Annotated in this window: 22 protein-coding genes; 16 read left to right on the top strand and 6 right to left on the bottom strand. The window is 33.2% G+C overall.

What is annotated here, in order from left to right:
- Positions 1-104 precede the first annotated feature (104 nt).
- The 13 genes from cutD (at position 105) to eutM (DMR38_RS19765) (ending at position 9,870) form a co-directional block, all read left to right on the top strand.
- On the top strand, positions 105-1,055 hold the full coding sequence (gene cutD / locus DMR38_RS19825) for a choline TMA-lyase-activating enzyme (protein WP_127723269.1): 951 nt from the start codon (positions 105-107) through the stop codon (positions 1,053-1,055).
- 246 nt (positions 1,056-1,301) lie between these two features.
- The gene (locus tag DMR38_RS19820; RefSeq protein WP_127723267.1) at positions 1,302-2,072 is read left to right on the top strand and encodes an ethanolamine utilization protein; all 771 of its coding nucleotides are present in this window, start codon (positions 1,302-1,304) and stop codon (positions 2,070-2,072) included.
- The gene (eutJ, locus tag DMR38_RS19815) at positions 2,054-2,896 is read left to right on the top strand and encodes an ethanolamine utilization protein EutJ (protein ID WP_127723265.1); all 843 of its coding nucleotides are present in this window, start codon (positions 2,054-2,056) and stop codon (positions 2,894-2,896) included. The genes DMR38_RS19820 and eutJ overlap by 19 nt, the downstream gene beginning before the upstream one ends.
- A 16-nt stretch (positions 2,897-2,912) precedes the next feature.
- A complete protein-coding gene (locus DMR38_RS19810; RefSeq protein WP_127723263.1) occupies positions 2,913-3,218 on the top strand; it encodes a BMC domain-containing protein in 306 nt (101 codons plus the stop codon).
- The gene (locus DMR38_RS19805; protein ID WP_013237858.1) at positions 3,212-3,478 is read left to right on the top strand and encodes a EutN/CcmL family microcompartment protein; all 267 of its coding nucleotides are present in this window, start codon (positions 3,212-3,214) and stop codon (positions 3,476-3,478) included. The genes DMR38_RS19810 and DMR38_RS19805 overlap by 7 nt, the downstream gene beginning before the upstream one ends.
- Positions 3,479-3,495: 17 nt before the next feature.
- The gene (locus DMR38_RS19800; RefSeq protein WP_127723261.1) at positions 3,496-4,824 is read left to right on the top strand and encodes a 4Fe-4S dicluster domain-containing protein; all 1,329 of its coding nucleotides are present in this window, start codon (positions 3,496-3,498) and stop codon (positions 4,822-4,824) included.
- A 1-nt stretch (position 4,825) separates the two neighbouring features.
- A complete protein-coding gene (locus tag DMR38_RS19795; protein WP_127723259.1) occupies positions 4,826-5,374 on the top strand; it encodes a BMC domain-containing protein in 549 nt (182 codons plus the stop codon).
- A 37-nt stretch (positions 5,375-5,411) separates the two neighbouring features.
- Positions 5,412-6,119, top strand: coding sequence for a cupin domain-containing protein (locus DMR38_RS19790; RefSeq protein WP_127723257.1), 708 nt, complete (start codon positions 5,412-5,414; stop codon positions 6,117-6,119).
- A gap of 39 nt (positions 6,120-6,158) precedes the next feature.
- Positions 6,159-6,905, top strand: a complete 747-nt coding sequence (locus DMR38_RS19785) for a BMC domain-containing protein (protein WP_127723255.1) — start codon at positions 6,159-6,161, stop codon at positions 6,903-6,905.
- 51 nt (positions 6,906-6,956) lie between these two features.
- A complete protein-coding gene (locus DMR38_RS19780; RefSeq protein ID WP_127723253.1) occupies positions 6,957-8,510 on the top strand; it encodes an acetaldehyde dehydrogenase (acetylating) in 1,554 nt (517 codons plus the stop codon).
- Position 8,511: 1 nt separating this feature from the next.
- Positions 8,512-9,162, top strand: coding sequence for a phosphate propanoyltransferase (locus DMR38_RS19775; protein WP_127720457.1), 651 nt, complete (start codon positions 8,512-8,514; stop codon positions 9,160-9,162).
- 48 nt (positions 9,163-9,210) lie between these two features.
- A complete protein-coding gene (eutM, locus tag DMR38_RS19770; protein WP_023163089.1) occupies positions 9,211-9,501 on the top strand; it encodes an ethanolamine utilization microcompartment protein EutM in 291 nt (96 codons plus the stop codon).
- 72 nt (positions 9,502-9,573) lie between these two features.
- On the top strand, positions 9,574-9,870 hold the full coding sequence (eutM, locus tag DMR38_RS19765; RefSeq protein ID WP_013237864.1) for an ethanolamine utilization microcompartment protein EutM: 297 nt from the start codon (positions 9,574-9,576) through the stop codon (positions 9,868-9,870).
- Positions 9,871-10,167: 297 nt separating this feature from the next.
- Here eutM (DMR38_RS19765) and DMR38_RS19760 read toward each other — a convergent pair whose 3' ends face one another.
- The 3 genes from DMR38_RS19760 to DMR38_RS19750 form a co-directional block, all read right to left on the bottom strand.
- Positions 10,168-10,938 (bottom strand): helix-turn-helix domain-containing protein, encoded by a 771-nt coding sequence (locus tag DMR38_RS19760; protein ID WP_127723251.1) that lies wholly within the window; start codon positions 10,936-10,938, stop codon positions 10,168-10,170.
- Positions 10,939-10,943: 5 nt separating this feature from the next.
- A complete protein-coding gene (locus DMR38_RS19755) occupies positions 10,944-12,134 on the bottom strand; it encodes a histidine kinase (RefSeq protein WP_127723249.1) in 1,191 nt (396 codons plus the stop codon).
- A gap of 396 nt (positions 12,135-12,530) precedes the next feature.
- A complete protein-coding gene (locus DMR38_RS19750; RefSeq protein WP_127723247.1) occupies positions 12,531-13,679 on the bottom strand; it encodes a 1-propanol dehydrogenase PduQ in 1,149 nt (382 codons plus the stop codon).
- A gap of 499 nt (positions 13,680-14,178) precedes the next feature.
- On the opposite strand from DMR38_RS19750, the gene DMR38_RS19745 reads away from it, so the two are divergent.
- A complete protein-coding gene (locus DMR38_RS19745; RefSeq protein ID WP_175413076.1) occupies positions 14,179-15,099 on the top strand; it encodes a choline kinase family protein in 921 nt (306 codons plus the stop codon).
- Positions 15,100-15,216: 117 nt separating this feature from the next.
- Here the strand turns inward: DMR38_RS19745 and DMR38_RS19740 are convergent, their stop codons facing one another.
- Positions 15,217-15,576 (bottom strand): C-GCAxxG-C-C family (seleno)protein, encoded by a 360-nt coding sequence (locus DMR38_RS19740; protein WP_065078450.1) that lies wholly within the window; start codon positions 15,574-15,576, stop codon positions 15,217-15,219.
- A 390-nt stretch (positions 15,577-15,966) separates the two neighbouring features.
- On the opposite strand from DMR38_RS19740, the gene DMR38_RS19735 reads away from it, so the two are divergent.
- The gene (locus tag DMR38_RS19735) at positions 15,967-16,746 is read left to right on the top strand and encodes a DeoR/GlpR family DNA-binding transcription regulator (protein ID WP_127723243.1); all 780 of its coding nucleotides are present in this window, start codon (positions 15,967-15,969) and stop codon (positions 16,744-16,746) included.
- A 179-nt stretch (positions 16,747-16,925) separates the two neighbouring features.
- Here DMR38_RS19735 and fsa read toward each other — a convergent pair whose 3' ends face one another.
- Positions 16,926-17,573, bottom strand: a complete 648-nt coding sequence (fsa, locus tag DMR38_RS19730) for a fructose-6-phosphate aldolase (protein ID WP_127723241.1) — start codon at positions 17,571-17,573, stop codon at positions 16,926-16,928.
- 65 nt (positions 17,574-17,638) lie between these two features.
- The gene (gene rpiB / locus DMR38_RS19725) at positions 17,639-18,094 is read right to left on the bottom strand and encodes a ribose 5-phosphate isomerase B (protein WP_127723239.1); all 456 of its coding nucleotides are present in this window, start codon (positions 18,092-18,094) and stop codon (positions 17,639-17,641) included.
- 518 nt (positions 18,095-18,612) lie between these two features.
- Between rpiB and pdxA the strand changes: the two genes are divergently transcribed.
- Positions 18,613-19,626 (top strand): 4-hydroxythreonine-4-phosphate dehydrogenase PdxA, encoded by a 1,014-nt coding sequence (pdxA, locus tag DMR38_RS19720; RefSeq protein ID WP_127723237.1) that lies wholly within the window; start codon positions 18,613-18,615, stop codon positions 19,624-19,626.
- Positions 19,627-19,761 lie beyond the last annotated feature (135 nt).

Here is a 19,761-nt window from a genome sequence, read left to right as displayed (position 1 = left end):
TTATCTGATGTCTGTATCTTGCATACTGTGATGTATGCAAGAGGACAGGCTTAGTTAAAAATTCATCTCAACACCAAAATGAATCAAACAGGAGATTGGTTAGTATGAGTAATGCGAAGGCAGCAATGATTGAAAGAAAAGCAGTCATTTTTAATGTGCAAAAATATAATATGTATGATGGACCGGGAGTAAGGACACTGGTATTCTTTAAAGGATGCCCATTGCGCTGCAAGTGGTGTGCCAATCCTGAAGGACAATTACGAAAATATGAAGTTATGTTCAAAAAGAATTCATGCATTAATTGCGGTGCTTGTGTCTCTGTTTGTCCGGTTGGAATACATACAATGTCAAAAGGAATGGAACATGAGGTAGATCATAGTATTGATTGTTTAGGTTGCCGCAAGTGTGAGAATGCTTGTACCGAGTCTGCAATATCCATTATGGGACAAGAAAAAACTGTTTCTGAAATTATGGAAGTTATAGAAGAGGACAGGCAGTTTTATGAAATTTCAGGTGGTGGTGTCACACTAGGTGGCGGCGAGGTATTGATGCAGTGGGAATTTGCAGCAAATTTGCTTATGGTATGTAAGCAGGAAGGAATCAATACGGCCATTGAAACTTGTGGTCATGCAAAATTGGAAGCAATACTTAAGGTTGCTGAGTTCACAGATTTGTTCCTTTTTGATATAAAGCATATTGATCCTGAACGACACTATCAACTGACAGGAGTGCATAATGAACAAATTTTGAAGAACTTGAAGGAACTTCTTAATCACAGGTATAACGTGAAGATTAGGATGCCCCTGTTAAAAGGCCTGAATGATAGCAAAGAAGAGTTTGATGGTGTAATTAACTTCTTGATGCCTTTCCGTGATTACAAAAACTTTAAAGGTATAGATCTACTTCCTTATCATAAATTAGGCGTAAATAAATATACACAGCTAGGAATAGAGTATCCAATAGAAGGAGATCCAAGTTTAAGTAGTGATGATTTGGATAGAATTGAAGGCTGGATTAAAGAATATGATTTCCCAGTTTCGGTTATTAAGCATTAATAAGTAGTTAATTAGTCAATATGTGTTAATGTGTAATTTCCTTGGTTTTATAAAGATTTATTATATGACCTGTAATTGGTGTAGTAAATAAAATTGATTTGATGGCGGAACATTAGAGTTTATGTTTCCGACAGTTGAGGCAAATAAAAGCTTCAGAGCCTTATTATAAATTAGTGTTCCTAGCGGATTAGCCGGCGGAGCCCTAAAAAATGTTTATTTTTAAAATAAAAGTAAAGGGGGGCCAAAATGAAATTTATTACCGAAATTGATTTGCGGGATTTATATAGAAAAGAACCTTTTACAGATTATGAATTAGAACCGGGAACAAGACTTACGCCTGGAGCACGTCAATTTCTATCAGATAAAGGTATAAATATGTTTGACGATGGTCCTTACACAAAGAGAAATACTGCAAGTAAAAAACAGACTGTGGAGAAAAAGCAGACTGTAGAGAAAAAACAAACTGTAGAGAAAAAGGAAACTGTGGAAAAGGTGCAGGCTATAAATGAAAATAAAACACCTGTACAGCCCAAAAAGAAGAATAATTGGAAGAAGAAAAAACTTTACAGTAAGATGAAATCGACGGAAGCATTGTTCCTTATTACAGAAGAAGAACTTTTGAATAAGGATATCCTTTGGGCACAGAATGTTATTAGTTTAGGTAAGCAGTTTACTAAAATTAAAAACGCCATTCAGGGTAAAGGATCCGTTGAAAATCTTTGTATTAAGGAATGTACAGCAATAAATTTTAGCAATTATTCACTTGATTTAGATGATTGCTTTGAAATTACAGAATTTCATATGCAGCTTAAAAAGGGCAGAGATATCATAATTTTGCATAGACTGCGCTGTGCTCTTAGAGAAATTGAACCGTTTATTTTAGAAGCATATGAAGATAGTGAAGATGAAGATGCATTGTGCAGTGATACTATTGGAAAGATCAATCAAATTATTAATGCTTTGTCCCAAATGATTTGTTCTATTTTTGGAGGTACAAAATGTCAGAGAAAAATTTGACTTTTAAATTCTGCGACCAACTTGTGAAAGATTTTGAACATGTAGTAAAACATCCAATTGTTGGTAAGTCTTCTGTTTATTATACAGGAGTTGACTTAGGTACAGCATGTGTTGTCCTAGCAGTTGTAGATGAAAACTATAAACCAGTAGCAGGTGCTTATAAATATGCAGATGTAGTTCGAGATGGTATGGTTGTTGATTATATTGGTGCAATTAATATTGTTAGAGAGATGAAGCATGAAATTGAAGAAAAGTTAGGTACAGAGTTGATTTATGGAGCTGCAGCTATTCCACCTGGAACAGATGAGTTGGATTCAGGGGCAGTAAAAAATGTAGTTCAGGCAGCTGGTTTTGAACTTACAAGTGTACTTGATGAACCAACGGCTGCTAATAAAGTTCTTAGAATTAAGAATGGTGCAGTTGTAGATATCGGTGGTGGAACGACTGGAATTTCAATTTTAAAAGATGGAAAAGTTGTTTATATTGCAGATGAACCAACAGGAGGTACTCAATTTTCATTAGTAGTTTCTGGTGCATATAAAATGCCTTTTGCAGAAGCAGAATTGTATAAACGTAATCCAGAAAACCATAAGGATCTTTTACCTGTATTAAAGCCAGTAGTTGAGAAAATTGCATCTATTATTAACCAGCATATTAAAGGGTATGATGTTCAGGAAATATCTTTGGTAGGAGGAACTTGCTGCCTGACAGGTATTGAGACAATTATAGAAAAAAAGACAGGAATATTTACTCATAAGCCAAAGAATCCGATGTTTGTAACCCCTTTAGGTATAGCACTTAGTTGTACGCAGGAAAGTATGTAGTTGGAGATGATATAATATGGAATTTAGAATTATTAAATCACCTTCAAAGGGTACTATAGATATGCTTATGAGGCGTATGGGTGCTAATGTTAATAAAGATTCAATTTGTGTTGATGCGGTTGGTCTTGTGCAAGGTAAAATGCTGGACATGATTTATGCCGCAGATATTGCTGAAAAGGCAGTTGGTGTCACAGTAGAAGATATTAAAGGAAGTTGTCCACAGAATATGATAATGATTGCGATTTTTGGCGATACGTCATCTGTTGAATCAGCAATTCAAGAGATTAAGCGCAATGTTAAAAAGGAGAAAGATATATGTTAATAGCAAGATTAATTGACAATGTATGGGCAACAAGAAAAGCAGAATCACTTAATGGATTAAAGTTTATGTTAGCGGAAGTAATTGGAGGAACTGGTGCTGGTCAGCATTTAGTTGTAGCAGATATAATCAGTGCCGGTATTGGAGATAGAGTTCTTGTTTCAACTGGGTCATCAGCTCGAAAAATGTTAGATGAATGTGAAGATATCCCGGTTGACGCAGTTGTTGTTGGAATTATTGATGAAGACTGCAATGTAGAATAAACTCAGGAGGTACGGGAATGAGTATTCTTGATATGGTGCGAGAAGCTGGTGTTATTGGTGCCGGTGGGGCAGGATTTCCTACCCACGCAAAGCTAGCATCAAAGGCAGAATATATACTTCTTAATGGAGCTGAATGTGAGCCGCTGCTTCGTGTGGATCAGCAGCTGATGAGGATGTTTCCAGATGAGATAATTAAAGGATTTGAATCAGCAGGAAAGTTAGTAGGTGCAAATAAAGCACTTATAGGTATTAAAGGAAAGCATAAAGAAGTTATTTCTATACTTCGTAATAAAATTGAAGAACTTCAAGTAGGAGATTTTATTGAAGTAAAAGAAATTCCTGATATTTACCCTGCAGGTGATGAACAAGTTCTAGTTCATGAATTGACTGGAAGAGTTGTTCCTGAAATGGGCATTCCAATTAATGTTGGCTGTGTAGTAGTTAATGCAGAAACAGCATTGAATATTTATCACGCTTCTATGGGAGTGCCAGTTACAGAAAAATATATCACAGTTGCAGGAGACATTCCTAAACGTTTGACTGTAAAGGTACCAGTGGGTACACCTGTTATAGATGTACTGAAGCTGAGTGGCATAGAAGATTTTGATGATTATACAGTTATTGATGGTGGCCCTATGATGGGACCTGTAAAGAGTAATGTAGATGGATATGTTACGAAGAAAAATAAGGGATTCGTAATTTTGAAAAAAGATCATCCTCTTATTCGTAAAAAATCTGTTAGCATAGAACAGGCGAAAAGAGTAAATAGGTCTTCCTGTGAGCAGTGCCGCATGTGTACAGATATGTGTCCTCGTTATCTTCTTGGACATAGCACACAACCCCACAAGATGATGAGAGCTTTAAATTATGCCTTGAAAAATGTTGAAGAGCAGAAGATTGCACAGCTTTGCTGTCAGTGTAATTTATGTGAATTGTTCTCATGTCCAGCAGGACTTTATCCGAAATCTGCAAATCTCTATTTTAAAGGAAAATTAGCAGAACAGAACATAAAATATAAACCAATGAAGTCGGAATTTACTGCCCGCAAAAGCCGTGAATATAGGTTAGTTCCAAGTAAGCGTCTTATTGCTAGATTAGGTTTGCGTGACTTTGATAGGCCAGCTCCTATGACGGAAGTTGAAATGGTACCTGAAGAGGTTCATATTGCAACAAGACAGCATGTAGGAGCACCTGCAGTACCAATTGTTAATGTTGGTGATCATGTAGAACTTGGACAACAAATTGGAAAAATTCCTGAAGGTAGTTTAAGTGCTACTATTCATGCAAGTATTTCAGGAACAGTTGTGGAATGTGGAAATGATTTTATTGTGATAAGGAGGGGATAATATGTCACAAGCAATAGGAATGGTTGAGTTTACAAGCATTGCTCGTGGTATATATGCAGCAGACCAGATGGTAAAGACTTCTGAAGTGGAAATAGTCACAGCAGGTTCTTCTTGCCCAGGAAAGTATATTGCCATTGTTCAAGGTGATGTTGCAGCAGTTGAAGATTCAGTAAGTGTTGGTGTAAGATTTGCAGAAGAATTTTTAGTTGATTCTATTGTTATACCAAATGTCAATCCGGCAGTATTCCCTGCGATCACAGGTGCAACGATGCCAGATGAAGTTCAGGCTTTAGGAATTATGGAGTCTTTCTCCCTATCAACAATGGTCATTGCTGCTGATGCAATTTTGAAATCTGCTGAATTGCAGCCAATTGAACTTCGTTTAGGAAATGGATTGGGAGGTAAGTCATTCTTTACTTTTACCGGAGATGTAGCTGCTGTTGAAACTGGTGTTGAAACAGGAAAAGCTATTGCAGAAGAAAAAGGGTTATTAGTAAATGCAGAGGTTATACCTTCACCGTCTGAAAGATTATTGACATCATTGTTCTAATATATAAGAACTTTTATAAATGAAAGGATGTGAAGGAATGAAAAAATTAATTTGTGTAAAAGATGTTGAAACTGCAGAAAAGCAGGGTCAAAAAGTAGTTTATATTGATTGTGATACAATTGTTACTCCATCAGCTAAAGATTTGGCTAGAAATAGTGGAATAGAATTTTCTACAGAAACTCCAGTTCCTGAAGCAAAGAAATCTTGTGAAGTAGAAGTTCCTTGTGAAGTAAAAGGTTCTTGTGAAGTAAAAGGTTCTTGTGAAACAAAAGCTTCTGAACTTGAAAAAGTTTTTGAAAATGGAATTGATAGTGAAGTAATTTATAAAGTATTCAAGGTAATGATGGATAAAGGACTTTTGAATGGAGTGATTGATTTGATTACTAATAAGAAGCCTTATCTTGCTGAGACTGACACTATCGGTTTGAAGATCGTTCGTGGAAGTTCAGTAAAGTATGAAGCACTAGATACAGGAAATCCTAATGATAAAGTATTTTATCAGGAAATAATCAATGCAGATGATGGTTCCTCAATGAATGCAGGATTTATTACAATTGAAGATTGCAAATTTGATTGGGAAACAGAATGTCAAGAACTTTACTATGTTGTAGAGGGTACATTGACAGTAACAGTGGATGATAAAGTTTATACTGCACATCCTGGTGATTCAGTATTCTTCCCTAAAGGAGCTAAGATAGCATTTGGTTCACCTGACAAGATGAAAGCATTCTATGCTACATATTAGAATTTGGAATGCTTGACCAAAGTTTAGGAGGGTTAAACAATGCAGGCACTTGGGTTAATCGAAACAATAGGACTTATTGCAGCTATTGAGAGCGCAGATGCTATGCTCAAGGCAGCAGATGTGAATCTCTTAGAAAAGACATATGTAGGAGGGGGACTTGTTTCGATTGCTGTAACTGGTGATGTGGGTGCTGTGAAGGCAGCTGTAGACGCTGGTGGAGCGGCAGTTAGAAACATAAATGACACATTGCTTGTTTCACAACATGTGATTCCCCGTCCACATGAGGAATTAGATAATATAATTGTATCAGCAATACCACTGAAAGATAGAAATATTCCAACTGTCGCTCCAGCGAAAAACCAACCAGAAGATGAAACAACAGTTGAAGTAATTGAAGAAGATACTGTAGAGGTTCCCGTTAAGATAGAAGATTCAATAGTAGAGGACTCAATAGAAGAGAATTCAACAGTGGAAAATCCAACAGTGGAAGACTCTAAAGAAGAGAATTCAACAGTAGAAAATTCAGAGAATGAGGAGCTTTTGCCAGAAAAAATAACTGATCCTTTTAAAATGGATTTGACTAAACTAAATAGGAAAGCCGTAGATAAGATGGTACTTGACTATGGTTTAGAAAAAGCTATTGAGATTTTGAGTAAGTTTAAGGTAATAGAGCTTCGAAATCTCGCTCGTAAATATAAGAACTTTGGTATCAAAGGAAGGTCCATTTCTAAAGCAGACAAGAAGTTGCTGCTTATAGAGTTCAAAAAATATTATGGGCATAATTAGCCAGCTATAAAAATTAAAATATATAAATAATAAACAATGGAGGGAACACAATTGGAAAATTTTGATAAAGACTTACGTTCTATACAAGAAGCAAGAGATCTTGCACGTTTAGGAAAAATTGCAGCAGACCAAATTGCTGATTATACTGAAGAACAAATTGATAAAATCCTATGTAATATGGTTAGGGTAGCAGAGGAAAATGCAGTTTGCCTTGGTAAAATGGCTGCAGAAGAAACTGGTTTTGGAAAAGCTGAAGATAAGGCTTATAAGAACCATATGGCTGCTACTACAGTATATAATTACATCAAGGATATGAAGACTATTGGTGTTATAAAAGAAGATAAAAGTCAGGGTGTAATTGAATTTGCAGAACCAGTTGGTTTATTAATGGGTATTGTACCATCTACAAATCCAACATCTACTGTTATTTATAAATCAATCATTGCAATTAAATCAAGAAATGCAATTGTATTCTCACCACACCCAGCTGCATTAAAATGTTCAACAAAAGCAATAGAGCTTATGCGTGATGCAGCAGTAGCAGCAGGAGCTCCTGCAAATGTAATTGGTGGTATTGTTACACCATCTATACAAGCTACAAATGAACTTATGAAAGCTAAAGAAGTTGCTATGATAATTGCAACTGGAGGCCCAGGAATGGTAAAGGCTGCATATAGTTCAGGAACACCTGCAATAGGCGTTGGTGCTGGTAACTCTCCATCCTATATTGAAAGAACTGCTGATGTTCATCAATCAGTTAAAGATATAATAGCTAGTAAGAGTTTTGACTATGGTACTATTTGTGCATCCGAGCAATCAATAATTGTTGAAGAATGCAATCATGATGAAGTAATAGCTGAGTTGAAGAAACAAGGCGGATATTTCATGACAGCTGAAGAAACTGCAAAAGTTTGCAGTATACTTTTTAAGCCTGGTACACACAGCATGAGTGCTAAGTTTGTAGGAAGAGCTCCTCAGGTTATAGCAGAAGCTGCAGGTTTCTCAGTTCCAGAAGGAACAAAAGTTTTAGTAGGAGAACAAGGCGGAGTTGGTAATGGTTACCCTCTATCTTACGAGAAACTTACAACAGTACTTGCTTTCTATACAGTTAAGGATTGGCATGAAGCATGTGAGCTTAGTATAAGATTACTTCAAAATGGTCTTGGACATACTATGAACATTCATACAAATGACAGAGACTTAGTAATGAAGTTTGCTAAAAAACCAGCATCCCGTATCTTAGTTAATACTGGAGGAAGCCAGGGAGGTACTGGTGCAAGCACAGGATTAGCACCTGCATTTACATTAGGTTGTGGTACATGGGGAGGAAGTTCTGTTTCCGAAAATGTTACTCCATTACATTTAATCAATATAAAGAGAGTAGCATATGGTCTTAAAGACTGTACTACATTAGCTGCAGACGATACAACTTTCAATCATCCTGAACTTTGCGGAAGCAAAAATGACTTAGGATGCTGTGCTACAAGCCCTGCAGAATTTGCAGCAAAGAGCAATTGTGCTAGCACTGCTGCAGATACTACTGATAATGATAAACTTGCTAGACTTGTAAGTGAATTAGTAGCTGCAATGAAGGGAGCTAACTAAAATGGACAAGTACGAAGCTGTTATAAAGCTTTTATTGGAAGCTGTTCAAGGTAATCAGTCTTCTAAAGAGACAAAGCAAGATACGAATGAAATCCCGGTCGGAGTTTCAAATCGTCATATCCATCTTTCACAAGCAGATTTTAACATCTTGTTTGGAGAAGGATACCAGGTAACAAAGATAAAGGATTTAGCACAACCAGGACAGTATGCTTGTAAAGAAACAGTAACAGTATGCGGACCAAAGGGAGCTATTGAAAAAATTAGAATCCTTGGACCATTACGTAGTAAGACACAGGTAGAAATCTTAAGAGGAGATTCTTTCAAATTAGGAGTAGCTCCAGAAGTAAGGATGTCAGGTGATTTACACGGAACACCTGGAATTGCCATAATAGGACCAAAGGGATCTGTTCAAATAAAGGAAGGTGTGATTGTTGCACAGAGACACATTCACATGACTCCTGCAAATGCACAACATTTTGGTGTGCATGATGGACAGACAGTAAGCATTAAAGTTGATGGACCACGTGGTGGAATTTATAATAATGTTGCTATCAGAGCAAATGATACTTCAGCTTTAGAGTGCCATATTGACACAGAAGAAGCAAATGCTATGTGTGTTGGCAATTCATCAAAAATTACAATAGTAAAATAGTAAAATTATAAATCATAAAATAACAGTATTTGGAGAGGAGAAATAAAAATGAAATCTGATGCATTAGGAATGATTGAAACAAAGGGGTTAGTAGGTTCTATAGAGGCTGCAGATGCAATGGTAAAGGCAGCTAACGTTAACTTAATAGGAAAAGAACATGTTGGCGGCGGTCTTGTAACAGTAATGGTAAGAGGAGACGTAGGAGCAGTAAAGGCAGCTACTGATGCTGGTGCTGCTGCAGCACAACGTGTTGGAGAATTAATTTCTGTTCATGTTATTCCTCGTCCACACGTTGAAGTTGAAACTATCCTTCCTAAAACTGGTTTAAAGGAAGACTAATATTAGAAAATATAGGATATAAGATACAAAGTACAAAATAAAAAATAAATTAAAAATTAGGAGGAAATAAAAATGAAATATGATGCATTAGGAATGATTGAAACAAAAGGTTTAGTAGGTTCAATTGAAGCTGCAGATGCAATGGTAAAGGCAGCAAATGTTTATCTAATAGGAAAAGAACATGTTGGCGGCGGTCTTGTAACAGTAATGGTAAGAGGAGACGTAGGAGCAGTAAAGGCAGCTACTGATGCTGGTGCTGCTGCAGCACAACGTGTTGGAGAATTAGTTTCTGTTCATGTTATTCCTCGTCCACACGTTGAAGTTGAAACTATCCTTCCTAAAACTAATTTAAAGGAAGATGAAAAGTAGGATAGCATACTGACTAGTTATTTCTTTGAAAATGCCTAAATGCAAAGATGACTTTTAAATAAGTCAGATATTGTGGTATGGTAGATAGTTAAAGTAATAGTTTGTTTAGGGAACGTATCTAGATTGTGTAAATTAAATTGAGGTACGTTCCTTATTTGTTCTTTAGAAAATTGTATTGTCAGAAAATATAATTAAAGCGCCAATTATACAATTGGCGCTTTAATTATATTTAAATTTCCCATTTAATATGGAATAGTTCAAATATCAATCTTTCCTATGAAATTAACTACATACAATTTAGTCATCTTGCATTGATATAATTGCATGTTTTCTATAGGTTTGAGGAGTCATATTCATCTCAGCACAAAATACCCTGTTAAAATAAGATGGATCTGAAAAGCCGCATTCTGATGAAATTCGATAAGCACGGTAATTAGTTGTTTTTAATAGTCTACAGGCATATTGAATTCTCAGATTAATTACATATTTTGAAAATGAGACACCCATTTCCTTTTTAAAGACACGGCTAAAATATTTTGGATTCAAAAACACTGTAGAGGCAACTATTTGTAAAGTTATTTTTTCCCTAAAATGTTCTTTAATATATTTTATAGACTTTTCAATAAAGTATTGCTGAGATTCTTTGGATTCCGGGTTCTTTTCTTCGGTATTTTTATCTACTACTATATTGCAATCAGCTGTTGATTCCAGCATTTTTTGAAAAACTTGTTTAATAATGTTAGGTTTTACAGGCTTTAATAGGTATTCAAAAACCCGGAGACTGATTGCTTTTTGTGCATAGGAGAAGTCTGAGTGAGCAGATAAAATTGTAATAAGCGCGTTGGGTAGAAATTTTCTAATTTCTTCAATAGTACTAAGACCATCTAATTCAGGAATCATTACATCCATCATGATAATATTGGGATGGTATTGTTTGGCTAGTTTAATAGCCTGAACTCCACTTTCACAGGTCAGTAATACATCTTCTGGGAGAAGTTCTTCAAGTACAATTGATTTAAGAAATTCTTGTTCAAGTAGTTCGTCTTCTACAATCAATACTATGCTCATTGTTATCACCTCACAATAGGTTCTGCAGGAATTGTGATGGTAACGGTACTTCCACTGTAATCAGATTTTACAATTTTCAATCCATATTGTTTTCCGTAATATCGTTTTAAACGCTTATCTGTACTTTGAAAACCTAGGCCAGATTTATTTTTACATTGTTGTATGCTAAGCAAAACATCCTTTGGGAAACCATTTCCGTTGTCCATGATGGAAATAACGACTTCCTCTTTATATTTTTCTGCATAAATACTTATTTTGCCTCCATCTCGCCTTGGAGTTATTCCATGAATTACAGAGTTTTCAACAATAGGTTGAATGATCATATTGAGAATTCTATAAGACTTAAGATCTTCTGAGATATTAATATCATATTCCAGACGAGTTTTAAATCTTACTTTTTGAATATATAAATATTTCTCAATATTATTAATTTCAGCACCGATGGTGTGAAGTTGGTTACCCTGCTTTAAATTATACCGCAGCAAATCAGAAAGACAATAAATAAGCTCTTCTGTTTCACTAGAATGCTCAAAATAAGCTACACGGGCAATACAATTTAAAGTGTTAAACAAAAAATGAGGATTAACAACTAGAGACATATTTTTTGATTCTAGATCAATGATTTTTTTCTCTAATATTTCCTTTTCAATTGACAACCTTTTCACATCCTGATGGGACAGCTTAGTGCTTTCTGATAAATCAAGAGAAATGTTTTTAGCAATTTCGCAGCATAATCGCTCGTATACTTTAATTTTATTTGATTCTACAGATTTTAGTGAGAAAATCGACTTGGCGATAAACTCTAGTTCTTCAGTTTTAGCCTCTTTGGGAGACTGGACCTTAATCATATACTTTTTGTATTCATTATCCTTCAAATATACTTGTATACCAGCCATATAACCTACAGTTTTATTGTCTACTGTGATCGGAAAAATCATATTTTCCAGACCATGTCGGCATACAAATCTACCTTCCTTGCCAGATTGTAATTGACATTGGTAGTCAGGACATACATGAGACTCTCTTTCCTGACATACATGAGTACAAAAATCTGGGGATGGAATAAATTCAAGTAAAATATCCCCATTTGTATCTACCAAAAACAAAGGTACATCTGATAGGGATAAAATACCACTATAGCGGCTATATAACTTTGAGGTTATAAATTTTTTAAGTGGATTATCAGTTTTATTCATCCTTATAACACCCGTCTCCTGCCTATAGTTTATACTTAAAAAAAGAAATTAGTTAGACCTTAGTGTATTCTTTTTTTTATATTATATTATATAAAAATATAAAAGTAAACAATATTTTATATTTTTTCACAGTTCTTTGTCATATATTGTCAAAAAAAGAAGGTAAATATAGGACTTTTAAATTCCAATTTTTCCTAATTTTAAGTAATAAATTATTTTTTACTATAAGCACTAAGACATAATTTAAAAAACTTGCGAAGCAAAGCTTCCCAAGTTAAAAATTAATAATGAAGAATTAATAGTGAAAGATGATTTTTAGCTGTTAATTCTTCATTCTTAACTATTAACTAAAAAATTACATTGTAATTTTTTAAATTGCGAAAGTTGAGATACTTACTAATAACATTTTTGATAAATATGTATTAGTTCTTCTTTAGAAGGTTTTCTAGGATTAGTTGGAGTGCATCTGTCTTGCAGTGCCGTTTCTGCCATTTGATTTAGAGCACCTTGAAACTCATCTTCTTTAATGCCAAGAGCTCGAATATTATCTTCAACACCTAGGGATTTTATTAATTTATCTACAGCTTCCATAAAACTTACAGCACCTTCACGAGTTGTTCGAGCTGGAAGGTGTAGAACTGATGCTAGTTTTGCGTATTTTTCCATAGCATGATCGTTTGCACTTCCTACTAAACTAGCGTTGTATTCCATTACTGCATTAAGTAAAAGCGCGTTGGATCGGCCGTGAGGAATGTGGAAAGCTCCGCCCATAGCATGAGCTAAGCTGTGATTAATTCCAAGACCAGCATTTGTAAATGCTATTCCTGCTATACAGGAAGCATTTTGAACATGATCTCGAGCTTCAGAATTTTTACTATCTTGATAAATTATTGGAAGATTTTCAAAAATCAATTTAACCGCTTTTTCAGCAAGAGCGTCTGTAAAGTCAGTTGCCTTTTTGGAAACATAGGCTTCAATAGAATGAACTAGAACATCTATACCAGTATCTGCTACAATACGTTGAGGCAGACCATCAATACAACTAGAGTCAAGTATTGCGACGTCTGGTGCGATAAAATCATCTACAATGCATACCTTTTCTTTCTGAGAAGTAATAACAGTAAAGTTTGTTACCTCAGAGCCCGTCCCACTTGTTGATGGAATTGCAATAAACAGGGGCTTTTTCATTTCCTTACCCATTGCTTTTCCTAAATTACATGCAAAATACATTATTCCTTTGGCGGTATCAATGCTAGAGCCTCCACCTAGTGCAACGAGAACATCTGCATCGCTTTTGTTGTACAATTTCATTGCATCTGCAATTACATTGACATCTGGATCAGGGTGTACTCCCGTAAAAACAACGGAACTTATTCCAGCTTTACTTAGGTAATCTATAACTTTTTGAAGATATCCAAGTTTTCCCATAATAGCATCTGCAACAATAAATGCTCTAGAGCCAGTTACCTGTTCTAAAAGTTGTATAGATTCCCTATTAAAATAAATCTTGGATTTCAAATTAAAGTTTTCAAACTTGTCTTCCATGATTTTCCCTCCTATTTTTTCTACAATTACTTTTTACAGATTTTTAATAAACTTTGTTATTTTTTTAATAAATGCTTTCGCAACTATTACTTTCCATGGTAGCATATAAAGCGGATAGTATATTGTAAATTCAATATATAGTTTTAGCACTATTGTATCCAGTTAGAAATTAATATGGTACAATGTTGTTTTTATTGAATAATATCTACTTTAAGATATAATTTGATATAGCACTTTTTTAAAGTTACAATTAATAGTGACATTAGAATATATATAATTTGTAAAAAAGGTGTGAAATATTTAATAAAGCTTCTAATAGAAAGCAATATGTTGTAGAAAGCAATATGTTGTAGAAAGCAATATGTTGATTTTTGGGAGTATTATTGTTATAATTAACTTCAGAATTGGTATCGTCAGAAAGTTACAAACCGGTGTTAGTTGGCTGCTTGTGTTTTTTATTGACAAAACAAAAGATTGAAATATGTGTGGTGGATTATATATGAAGATGGAAGAATTAGTACAAAAAAAGCTGTGTCTTGTTTTTAACGATGACAGTATAATGTTTGATAAATCTCGTTTTGCAGGTGGACTTACCAATTACAACTATATTATGAATATCAATGGAAAACAGTATGTTGTCCGACAACCGGGTGCTATGACCAATCTGATGATTGATCGTAAAATTGAAAGTGTTAATGATAAAATAGCAGCAGAACTTGGTTTGAATTCTGAGTGTATTTATTTTGATGAGGATAGCGGAATTAAAATTAGCGCATATATTGAAAATAGCAAAAATATTGCTCAAGCGGATCCATGTTCTCCTGCAACTTTGAGATCTGTTTCTACTCTTATGAAAAAAACTCACTCTAGCAAAAAGTGTTTTTCTAATTCATTTAATTGGCAGATGGAGTTAAATAAATATGAAAGTATAATTCAAAAGCTTAATGGTGATTTTTTCTTTGACTATGCTACATTAAAAAAACAATTACTTGATTTTATGGAAAAGAATATTAAAAAAATAATTTCTGTTCCATGCCATAATGACACAGTTCCTGAAAACTTTCTTGTTGATGGTAAAGGAAAGACCTACCTTATAGATTGGGAATATTCTGGAATGAATGATCCAAGTTGGGATGTGGCTTCATACATTCTTGAATCCAGATTAACCGAAGAAGCAATTCAATATCTTCTTGTTGACTACTACGGCCAATTTCCGTCACATGAAGAAATGGTAAAGATAAAAAGTTATATGGTAGCACAGGATTTACTTTGGATGGTATGGGCTATGATTAGACACTACAGCGGAGATGATTTTCTTGATTACTGTTGTTTTAGATATGAACGATTTCAAAGAAATGTGAAGGCAATAACAAACTCATCAGATTATTCCATTGCTGATATGGTAAAGAAGTGTGAGTAAGTAACAGATTAAAAAAGCTTTTAAACATAATTAAAAGTTTGTACTATCAGTATATGTTTTACTGATAGTACAAACTTTTAATAAGTTATAATGTATTAAAGTAGTTATTAATTACTATTATTTTGCATAATCTTTGAGAATTTCATAAGTATAATCTATTATCTCATCACAAGATACACCTTTTTGTTTTAATTTAGAGCATTCAAAAGTTCCATACTTTTCTGTTACTTTGTTCATTATTTCTTTTGCAATCTTTCTAGATTCATTTTGTACAGAAGATTCGTTTCTTCCTTTTACGGAACCCATAGCCATAAGTGCTCCAGTAACAGCACCGCAAGTACTTTGTACGGCCATACCAAGCCCAAATGGACTTGCAATTGAGACAGGAATGTTTAAATTGTTGTCTCTGTTAAAAGCCTTGATTATAGATTCTGCGCAATTAAATCCCTCTTTATGAAATTGTGACGCATTATTCATAATTTTCACCCCTTGTTTTATATAAATTCTAAATATTCGTAAATCATATTAATAATTATAATATACGTATTTTTCGTTGATGTCAAATTATATCAAATGTTATAATATAGCTTATAGAGTATATTTAGTATAGTATTATAAGAGGATTTTTTAACTATAAAATGATAAATACTGAAAATAAGTGAAAATAAAAATAAATAAATAAAAATTCGATATATGTTATAAAAATAATAATAAATAGTTATATTTAAAATTTTATTACTTTCATATATTATGATAAATTAGTACTATGGGGGTTTGTAAGATACATCGTATTTTATTATAAAATAGCTTTGTATATAGATATTAAAGTTAAAATTGATTTAGTAAATAAGGAAAGAAGGCTAATTAATGCTTGCTTTTGAAAGACACAATAAAATATTGGATTTATTGTATAAGAATAAAAAAGTAACTACCCAGGATTTAAGTAGGTTAATAGATGTTTCTGCATGTACTATAAGAAATGATTTAAACAAGTTAGAAAAGGATGGCCTTATAAAGAGAATTCATGGAGGGGCCATATTACCTGAGGCTATACAGAGGGATCTAAGTTTCCCTAGTAGAAAAAGCAAAAATCAAATTGAAAAAAATGCTATTGGTAAGAGTGCTTGTGATTTTATAAAAAATGGGCAGTGTCTAATAATAGATGCCAGTTCAACAGCTATTTCCCTTGCCAAGTATTTAAACAAGACTGATCTTAGAATTACAGTGATAACTAGTGGAATATATACTGCGTTAGAACTTAAAGATAATAACAACATAAACGTAATTCTTGTTGGAGGAGTGGTTAGACCAAAATCTGGTGCACTAGAAGGTCTTTTAGGTAAGAATTTAATTTCCCAGATAAATGCAGATGTAGCTTTTGTATCTGCGAGAGGATTTACTTTAGAAGAGGGACTTACAGAATTTAATATATATGAAGGGGAACTTAAAAAGTTTCTTATATCTAGGAGTAAAAAAGTTGTAGCTTTATTAGACTCTTCAAAGTTGGAAGTTAGTTCAATTTCTAGTTTTGCAGATTCGAAAAAACTAGATACTATAATTACTGATTTTAATTCACCAACGAATGTGCTTGATAAATATAGAAAATACGGTATAAATGTGATAGTAGCTCCAAAAGAAGATGAATAAAAAATTGAGCTGTATTTATTTACGGCTTAATTTTTTATTTATAATTCAACTTTTGAACATATAAAATTTTGACTTAATAAAAAACTTGCGAAGCAAAGCTTCACAAGTTAAAAATTAATAATGAAAGATGATTTTTAGCTGTCGCAAAAAATGTACATTAACTATTAATTTTAAATATATTATTTATTAGGTACTGTTTTCCAATCATCTAAAAATCTTTGAATTCCTATATCGGTTAATGGATGTTTAGTCATTTGTATTAATACTTTATATGGGACTGTAGCGATATCTGATCCTGCTTTTGCAGCATTTATAACGTGAAGAGGACCTCTAATGCTGGCTGATATAATTTCTGTTTTTATATCATGAATTTTAAAAATAGCAGATATTTGTTCAACTAATTCAATTCCGTTCATTCCAATATCATCTAGCCTTCCTAAAAAAGGACTTACATAAGTTGCACCAGCTCTTGCAGCTAAAAGAGCTTGTCCTGGTGAAAATATCAATGTTACATTAGTTTTTATATTTTCTTTTGAAAGAACTTTTACGGCTTTTAAGCCTTCTATAGTCATAGGAATTTTTATTACTATATTTTTGTGTATTTTTACAAGTTCTCTTGCTTCTTCTACCATTTTTTCAGATTCTAAGCTTATTACTTCAGCGCTTATTGGGCCGTCTACAATAGTAGTTATTTCTTTTACTACTTCCTTAAAGTCTCTACCTTCTTTTGCAATTAAAGAAGGATTAGTAGTAACTCCGCAAATTACACCCATTTCATTGGCTTTTCTTATTTCTTCTACATTAGCGGTATCTATAAATAATTTCATACTTATTACCTCCTGTTATATTTATATAAAATTATGATTTACACAATTATTCTACCACAAATTGATCATATTTTCTTTCTAAAATTCTCATCTATTTCATTGATTAATTCAACTTTTGGAGTTGATCTTCCATCTTTAAATTCACAGTTGAGCCATATATTTAACAGGTATTTAGCAAGAGAAGGACCTATTACTTCTGCACCGAATGTAGCAATTTGTGCATTATTACTTTTTTGAGCTCTTTCAGCAGAGTAGATATCATGGCATACTGCAGCCCTTATCCCAGGAACCTTATTAGCTGTTATTGCCATTCCTATACCAGTTCCACAAATTAATATACCTCTATCAAAGTTTCCTTTTGCTACTTCTTCGCTTACTTTTAAAGCTACTTTAGGGTAGTATATTGTTTCACCTTCACCACATCCAAAGTCTATATGTTCAATATTTTTTTCTTTTAAAAATTTTATTAACTCTAATTTCAAAGCATATCCATTTTGATCACAGCCTATAGCAATTTTCATAATAAATCAAATCCTTTCTGCAATTTTACTATTTATACAATGAGTAAATATCTAATATTTATGATTATAGTATCATTTAAAAGATTTCTCTCCAAATGTACCATTCAACCATTATACTTATTTATTTCATTAGTAGTTTATTTTTCATTTGTTTTTGTTTGTTTTCATTTAATTGCTATTTTATACATTTCGATAAAATATGATAAACAGTTTTTTTGACATCAGATGGAGTTTCAATTTCACCTGATATTTATTAACAGATTTCCTAGTGATTCATAACTTAGAAGGCGTTATCTTTTAGAATAAATAAAGATATACAATAAAATAAATGTACAACATTATGAATTTATTAAGCTTTTAGTATCTTAAATTAGATAAAAATAAAAGAAAATAAAAGAAAACAAAAGTAAATGCTAATATATATATATATAAATAAAATATAAAAGGTGATTATATATTTGGAAACTAGCCCTATAGATGATACTATAAAGATAAATAAATGAAAGGAAGCGATTATAATGAGTTCAGAACAAGAGAAGCCTGTTGTAGCTATAACCATGGGAGATCCAGCAGGAGTAGGACCGGAGATTGTAGTTAAAACATTACAAGAAGAAGAAATATATAATACTTGTAAACCTTTTGTAATTGGAACTGTTAAAATAATTGAAAAAATTGTTTCTATTCTTGGAATAAAAACAAAAATTAATAAAATTACATCTCCTAAAGAAGCATTATATGAATTGGGAACGATGGATGTTTTAGAACCTGAAAATTGTGATTGTGACTCTATAGAGTTAGGTAAAGTCCAAGCTAAAGCTGGAGAAATGTCTTATGCTTACATTAAAAAATCTATTGAACTTGGATTAAATAAGGAAATTGATGCTGTTTCCACAGCTCCTATTAATAAAGAGGCAATAAGAATAGCTGGAGTAAAATACATAGGCCAGACAGAAATATATCAAGGACTTACTAATTCAGAGTATGCACTTACTATGTTTTCAGTACGTAACCTAAGAGTATTTTTTGTAAGTCGTCATATTGCACTTAGGGATGCTTGTGACTATGCTTCAAAAGAGAAGGTTTTAGAGTTTGTTGTTAACATTGATAAGGAATTGAAAAAATTAAAACTTAAAAATCCTAAGATTGCTGTAGCAGCATTAAATCCTCATGGTTCAGATAATGGATTGTTTGGAACGGAGGAAGGAGAACAATTGATTCCAGCAGTAGAAGCAGCTAAAGAAATGGGAATAAATGCGGTAGGTCCAGTACCTGCTGACTCAGTATTTCATTTAGGCTTACTTGGAAGATATGATGCAATTTTATCTCTTTATCATGATCAGGGACATATAGCTTGTAAGACATTAGACTTTGAAAAATCTATTACCCTTACATTAGGACTTCCATTTATCAGAAGTTCAGTTGATCATGGTACTGCTTTTGATATTGCAGGAAAAGGAATAGCGGGTCATGTAAGTATGATGGAATCTACTAGATTAGCAGCTGAATATAGTAAAATGATGAAGAACGCTTAAATATTATAAAAGTTAAAACTTGCATAATATTTATGTAGAGGTTTTTAATTTGTTTTAAAATAATATGTATACGTTTTAAATCACAAAATAATTAGCACCCTTTGTTTGATGTATACGCCAAAAATAAATCAAGCA

The organism is Clostridium sp. AWRP (genome assembly GCF_004006395.2).
Lineage (GTDB): Bacteria > Bacillota > Clostridia > Clostridiales > Clostridiaceae > Clostridium_B.
The sequence above is the reverse complement of the archived record's forward strand: the minus strand, read 5'-3'. Positions and strand labels throughout refer to the sequence as shown.

What these genes read in the sequence shown, in the direction of transcription:
- DMR38_RS19820 (WP_127723267.1), top strand. Translation starts at nt 1,302, where the DNA reads ATGAAATTTATTACCGAAATTGATTTGCGGGATTTATATAGAAAAGAA.
- DMR38_RS19805 (WP_013237858.1), top strand. Translation starts at nt 3,212, where the DNA reads ATGTTAATAGCAAGATTAATTGACAATGTATGGGCAACAAGAAAAGCA.
- cutD (WP_127723269.1), top strand. Translation starts at nt 105, where the DNA reads ATGAGTAATGCGAAGGCAGCAATGATTGAAAGAAAAGCAGTCATTTTT.
- DMR38_RS19790 (WP_127723257.1), top strand. Translation starts at nt 5,412, where the DNA reads ATGAAAAAATTAATTTGTGTAAAAGATGTTGAAACTGCAGAAAAGCAG.
- DMR38_RS19800 (WP_127723261.1), top strand. Translation starts at nt 3,496, where the DNA reads ATGAGTATTCTTGATATGGTGCGAGAAGCTGGTGTTATTGGTGCCGGT.
- eutJ (WP_127723265.1), top strand. Translation starts at nt 2,054, where the DNA reads ATGTCAGAGAAAAATTTGACTTTTAAATTCTGCGACCAACTTGTGAAA.
- pdxA (WP_127723237.1), top strand. Translation starts at nt 18,613, where the DNA reads ATGAGTTCAGAACAAGAGAAGCCTGTTGTAGCTATAACCATGGGAGAT.
- DMR38_RS19735 (WP_127723243.1), top strand. Translation starts at nt 15,967, where the DNA reads ATGCTTGCTTTTGAAAGACACAATAAAATATTGGATTTATTGTATAAG.
- eutM (WP_013237864.1), top strand. Translation starts at nt 9,574, where the DNA reads ATGAAATATGATGCATTAGGAATGATTGAAACAAAAGGTTTAGTAGGT.
- DMR38_RS19755 (WP_127723249.1), bottom strand. Translation starts at nt 12,134, where the DNA reads ATGAATAAAACTGATAATCCACTTAAAAAATTTATAACCTCAAAGTTA.
- DMR38_RS19740 (WP_065078450.1), bottom strand. Translation starts at nt 15,576, where the DNA reads ATGAATAATGCGTCACAATTTCATAAAGAGGGATTTAATTGCGCAGAA.
- DMR38_RS19760 (WP_127723251.1), bottom strand. Translation starts at nt 10,938, where the DNA reads ATGAGCATAGTATTGATTGTAGAAGACGAACTACTTGAACAAGAATTT.
- DMR38_RS19795 (WP_127723259.1), top strand. Translation starts at nt 4,826, where the DNA reads ATGTCACAAGCAATAGGAATGGTTGAGTTTACAAGCATTGCTCGTGGT.
- eutM (WP_023163089.1), top strand. Translation starts at nt 9,211, where the DNA reads ATGAAATCTGATGCATTAGGAATGATTGAAACAAAGGGGTTAGTAGGT.
- fsa (WP_127723241.1), bottom strand. Translation starts at nt 17,573, where the DNA reads ATGAAATTATTTATAGATACCGCTAATGTAGAAGAAATAAGAAAAGCC.
- DMR38_RS19745 (WP_175413076.1), top strand. Translation starts at nt 14,179, where the DNA reads ATGAAGATGGAAGAATTAGTACAAAAAAAGCTGTGTCTTGTTTTTAAC.
- DMR38_RS19810 (WP_127723263.1), top strand. Translation starts at nt 2,913, where the DNA reads ATGGAATTTAGAATTATTAAATCACCTTCAAAGGGTACTATAGATATG.
- DMR38_RS19775 (WP_127720457.1), top strand. Translation starts at nt 8,512, where the DNA reads ATGGACAAGTACGAAGCTGTTATAAAGCTTTTATTGGAAGCTGTTCAA.
- DMR38_RS19750 (WP_127723247.1), bottom strand. Translation starts at nt 13,679, where the DNA reads ATGGAAGACAAGTTTGAAAACTTTAATTTGAAATCCAAGATTTATTTT.
- DMR38_RS19785 (WP_127723255.1), top strand. Translation starts at nt 6,159, where the DNA reads ATGCAGGCACTTGGGTTAATCGAAACAATAGGACTTATTGCAGCTATT.
- rpiB (WP_127723239.1), bottom strand. Translation starts at nt 18,094, where the DNA reads ATGAAAATTGCTATAGGCTGTGATCAAAATGGATATGCTTTGAAATTA.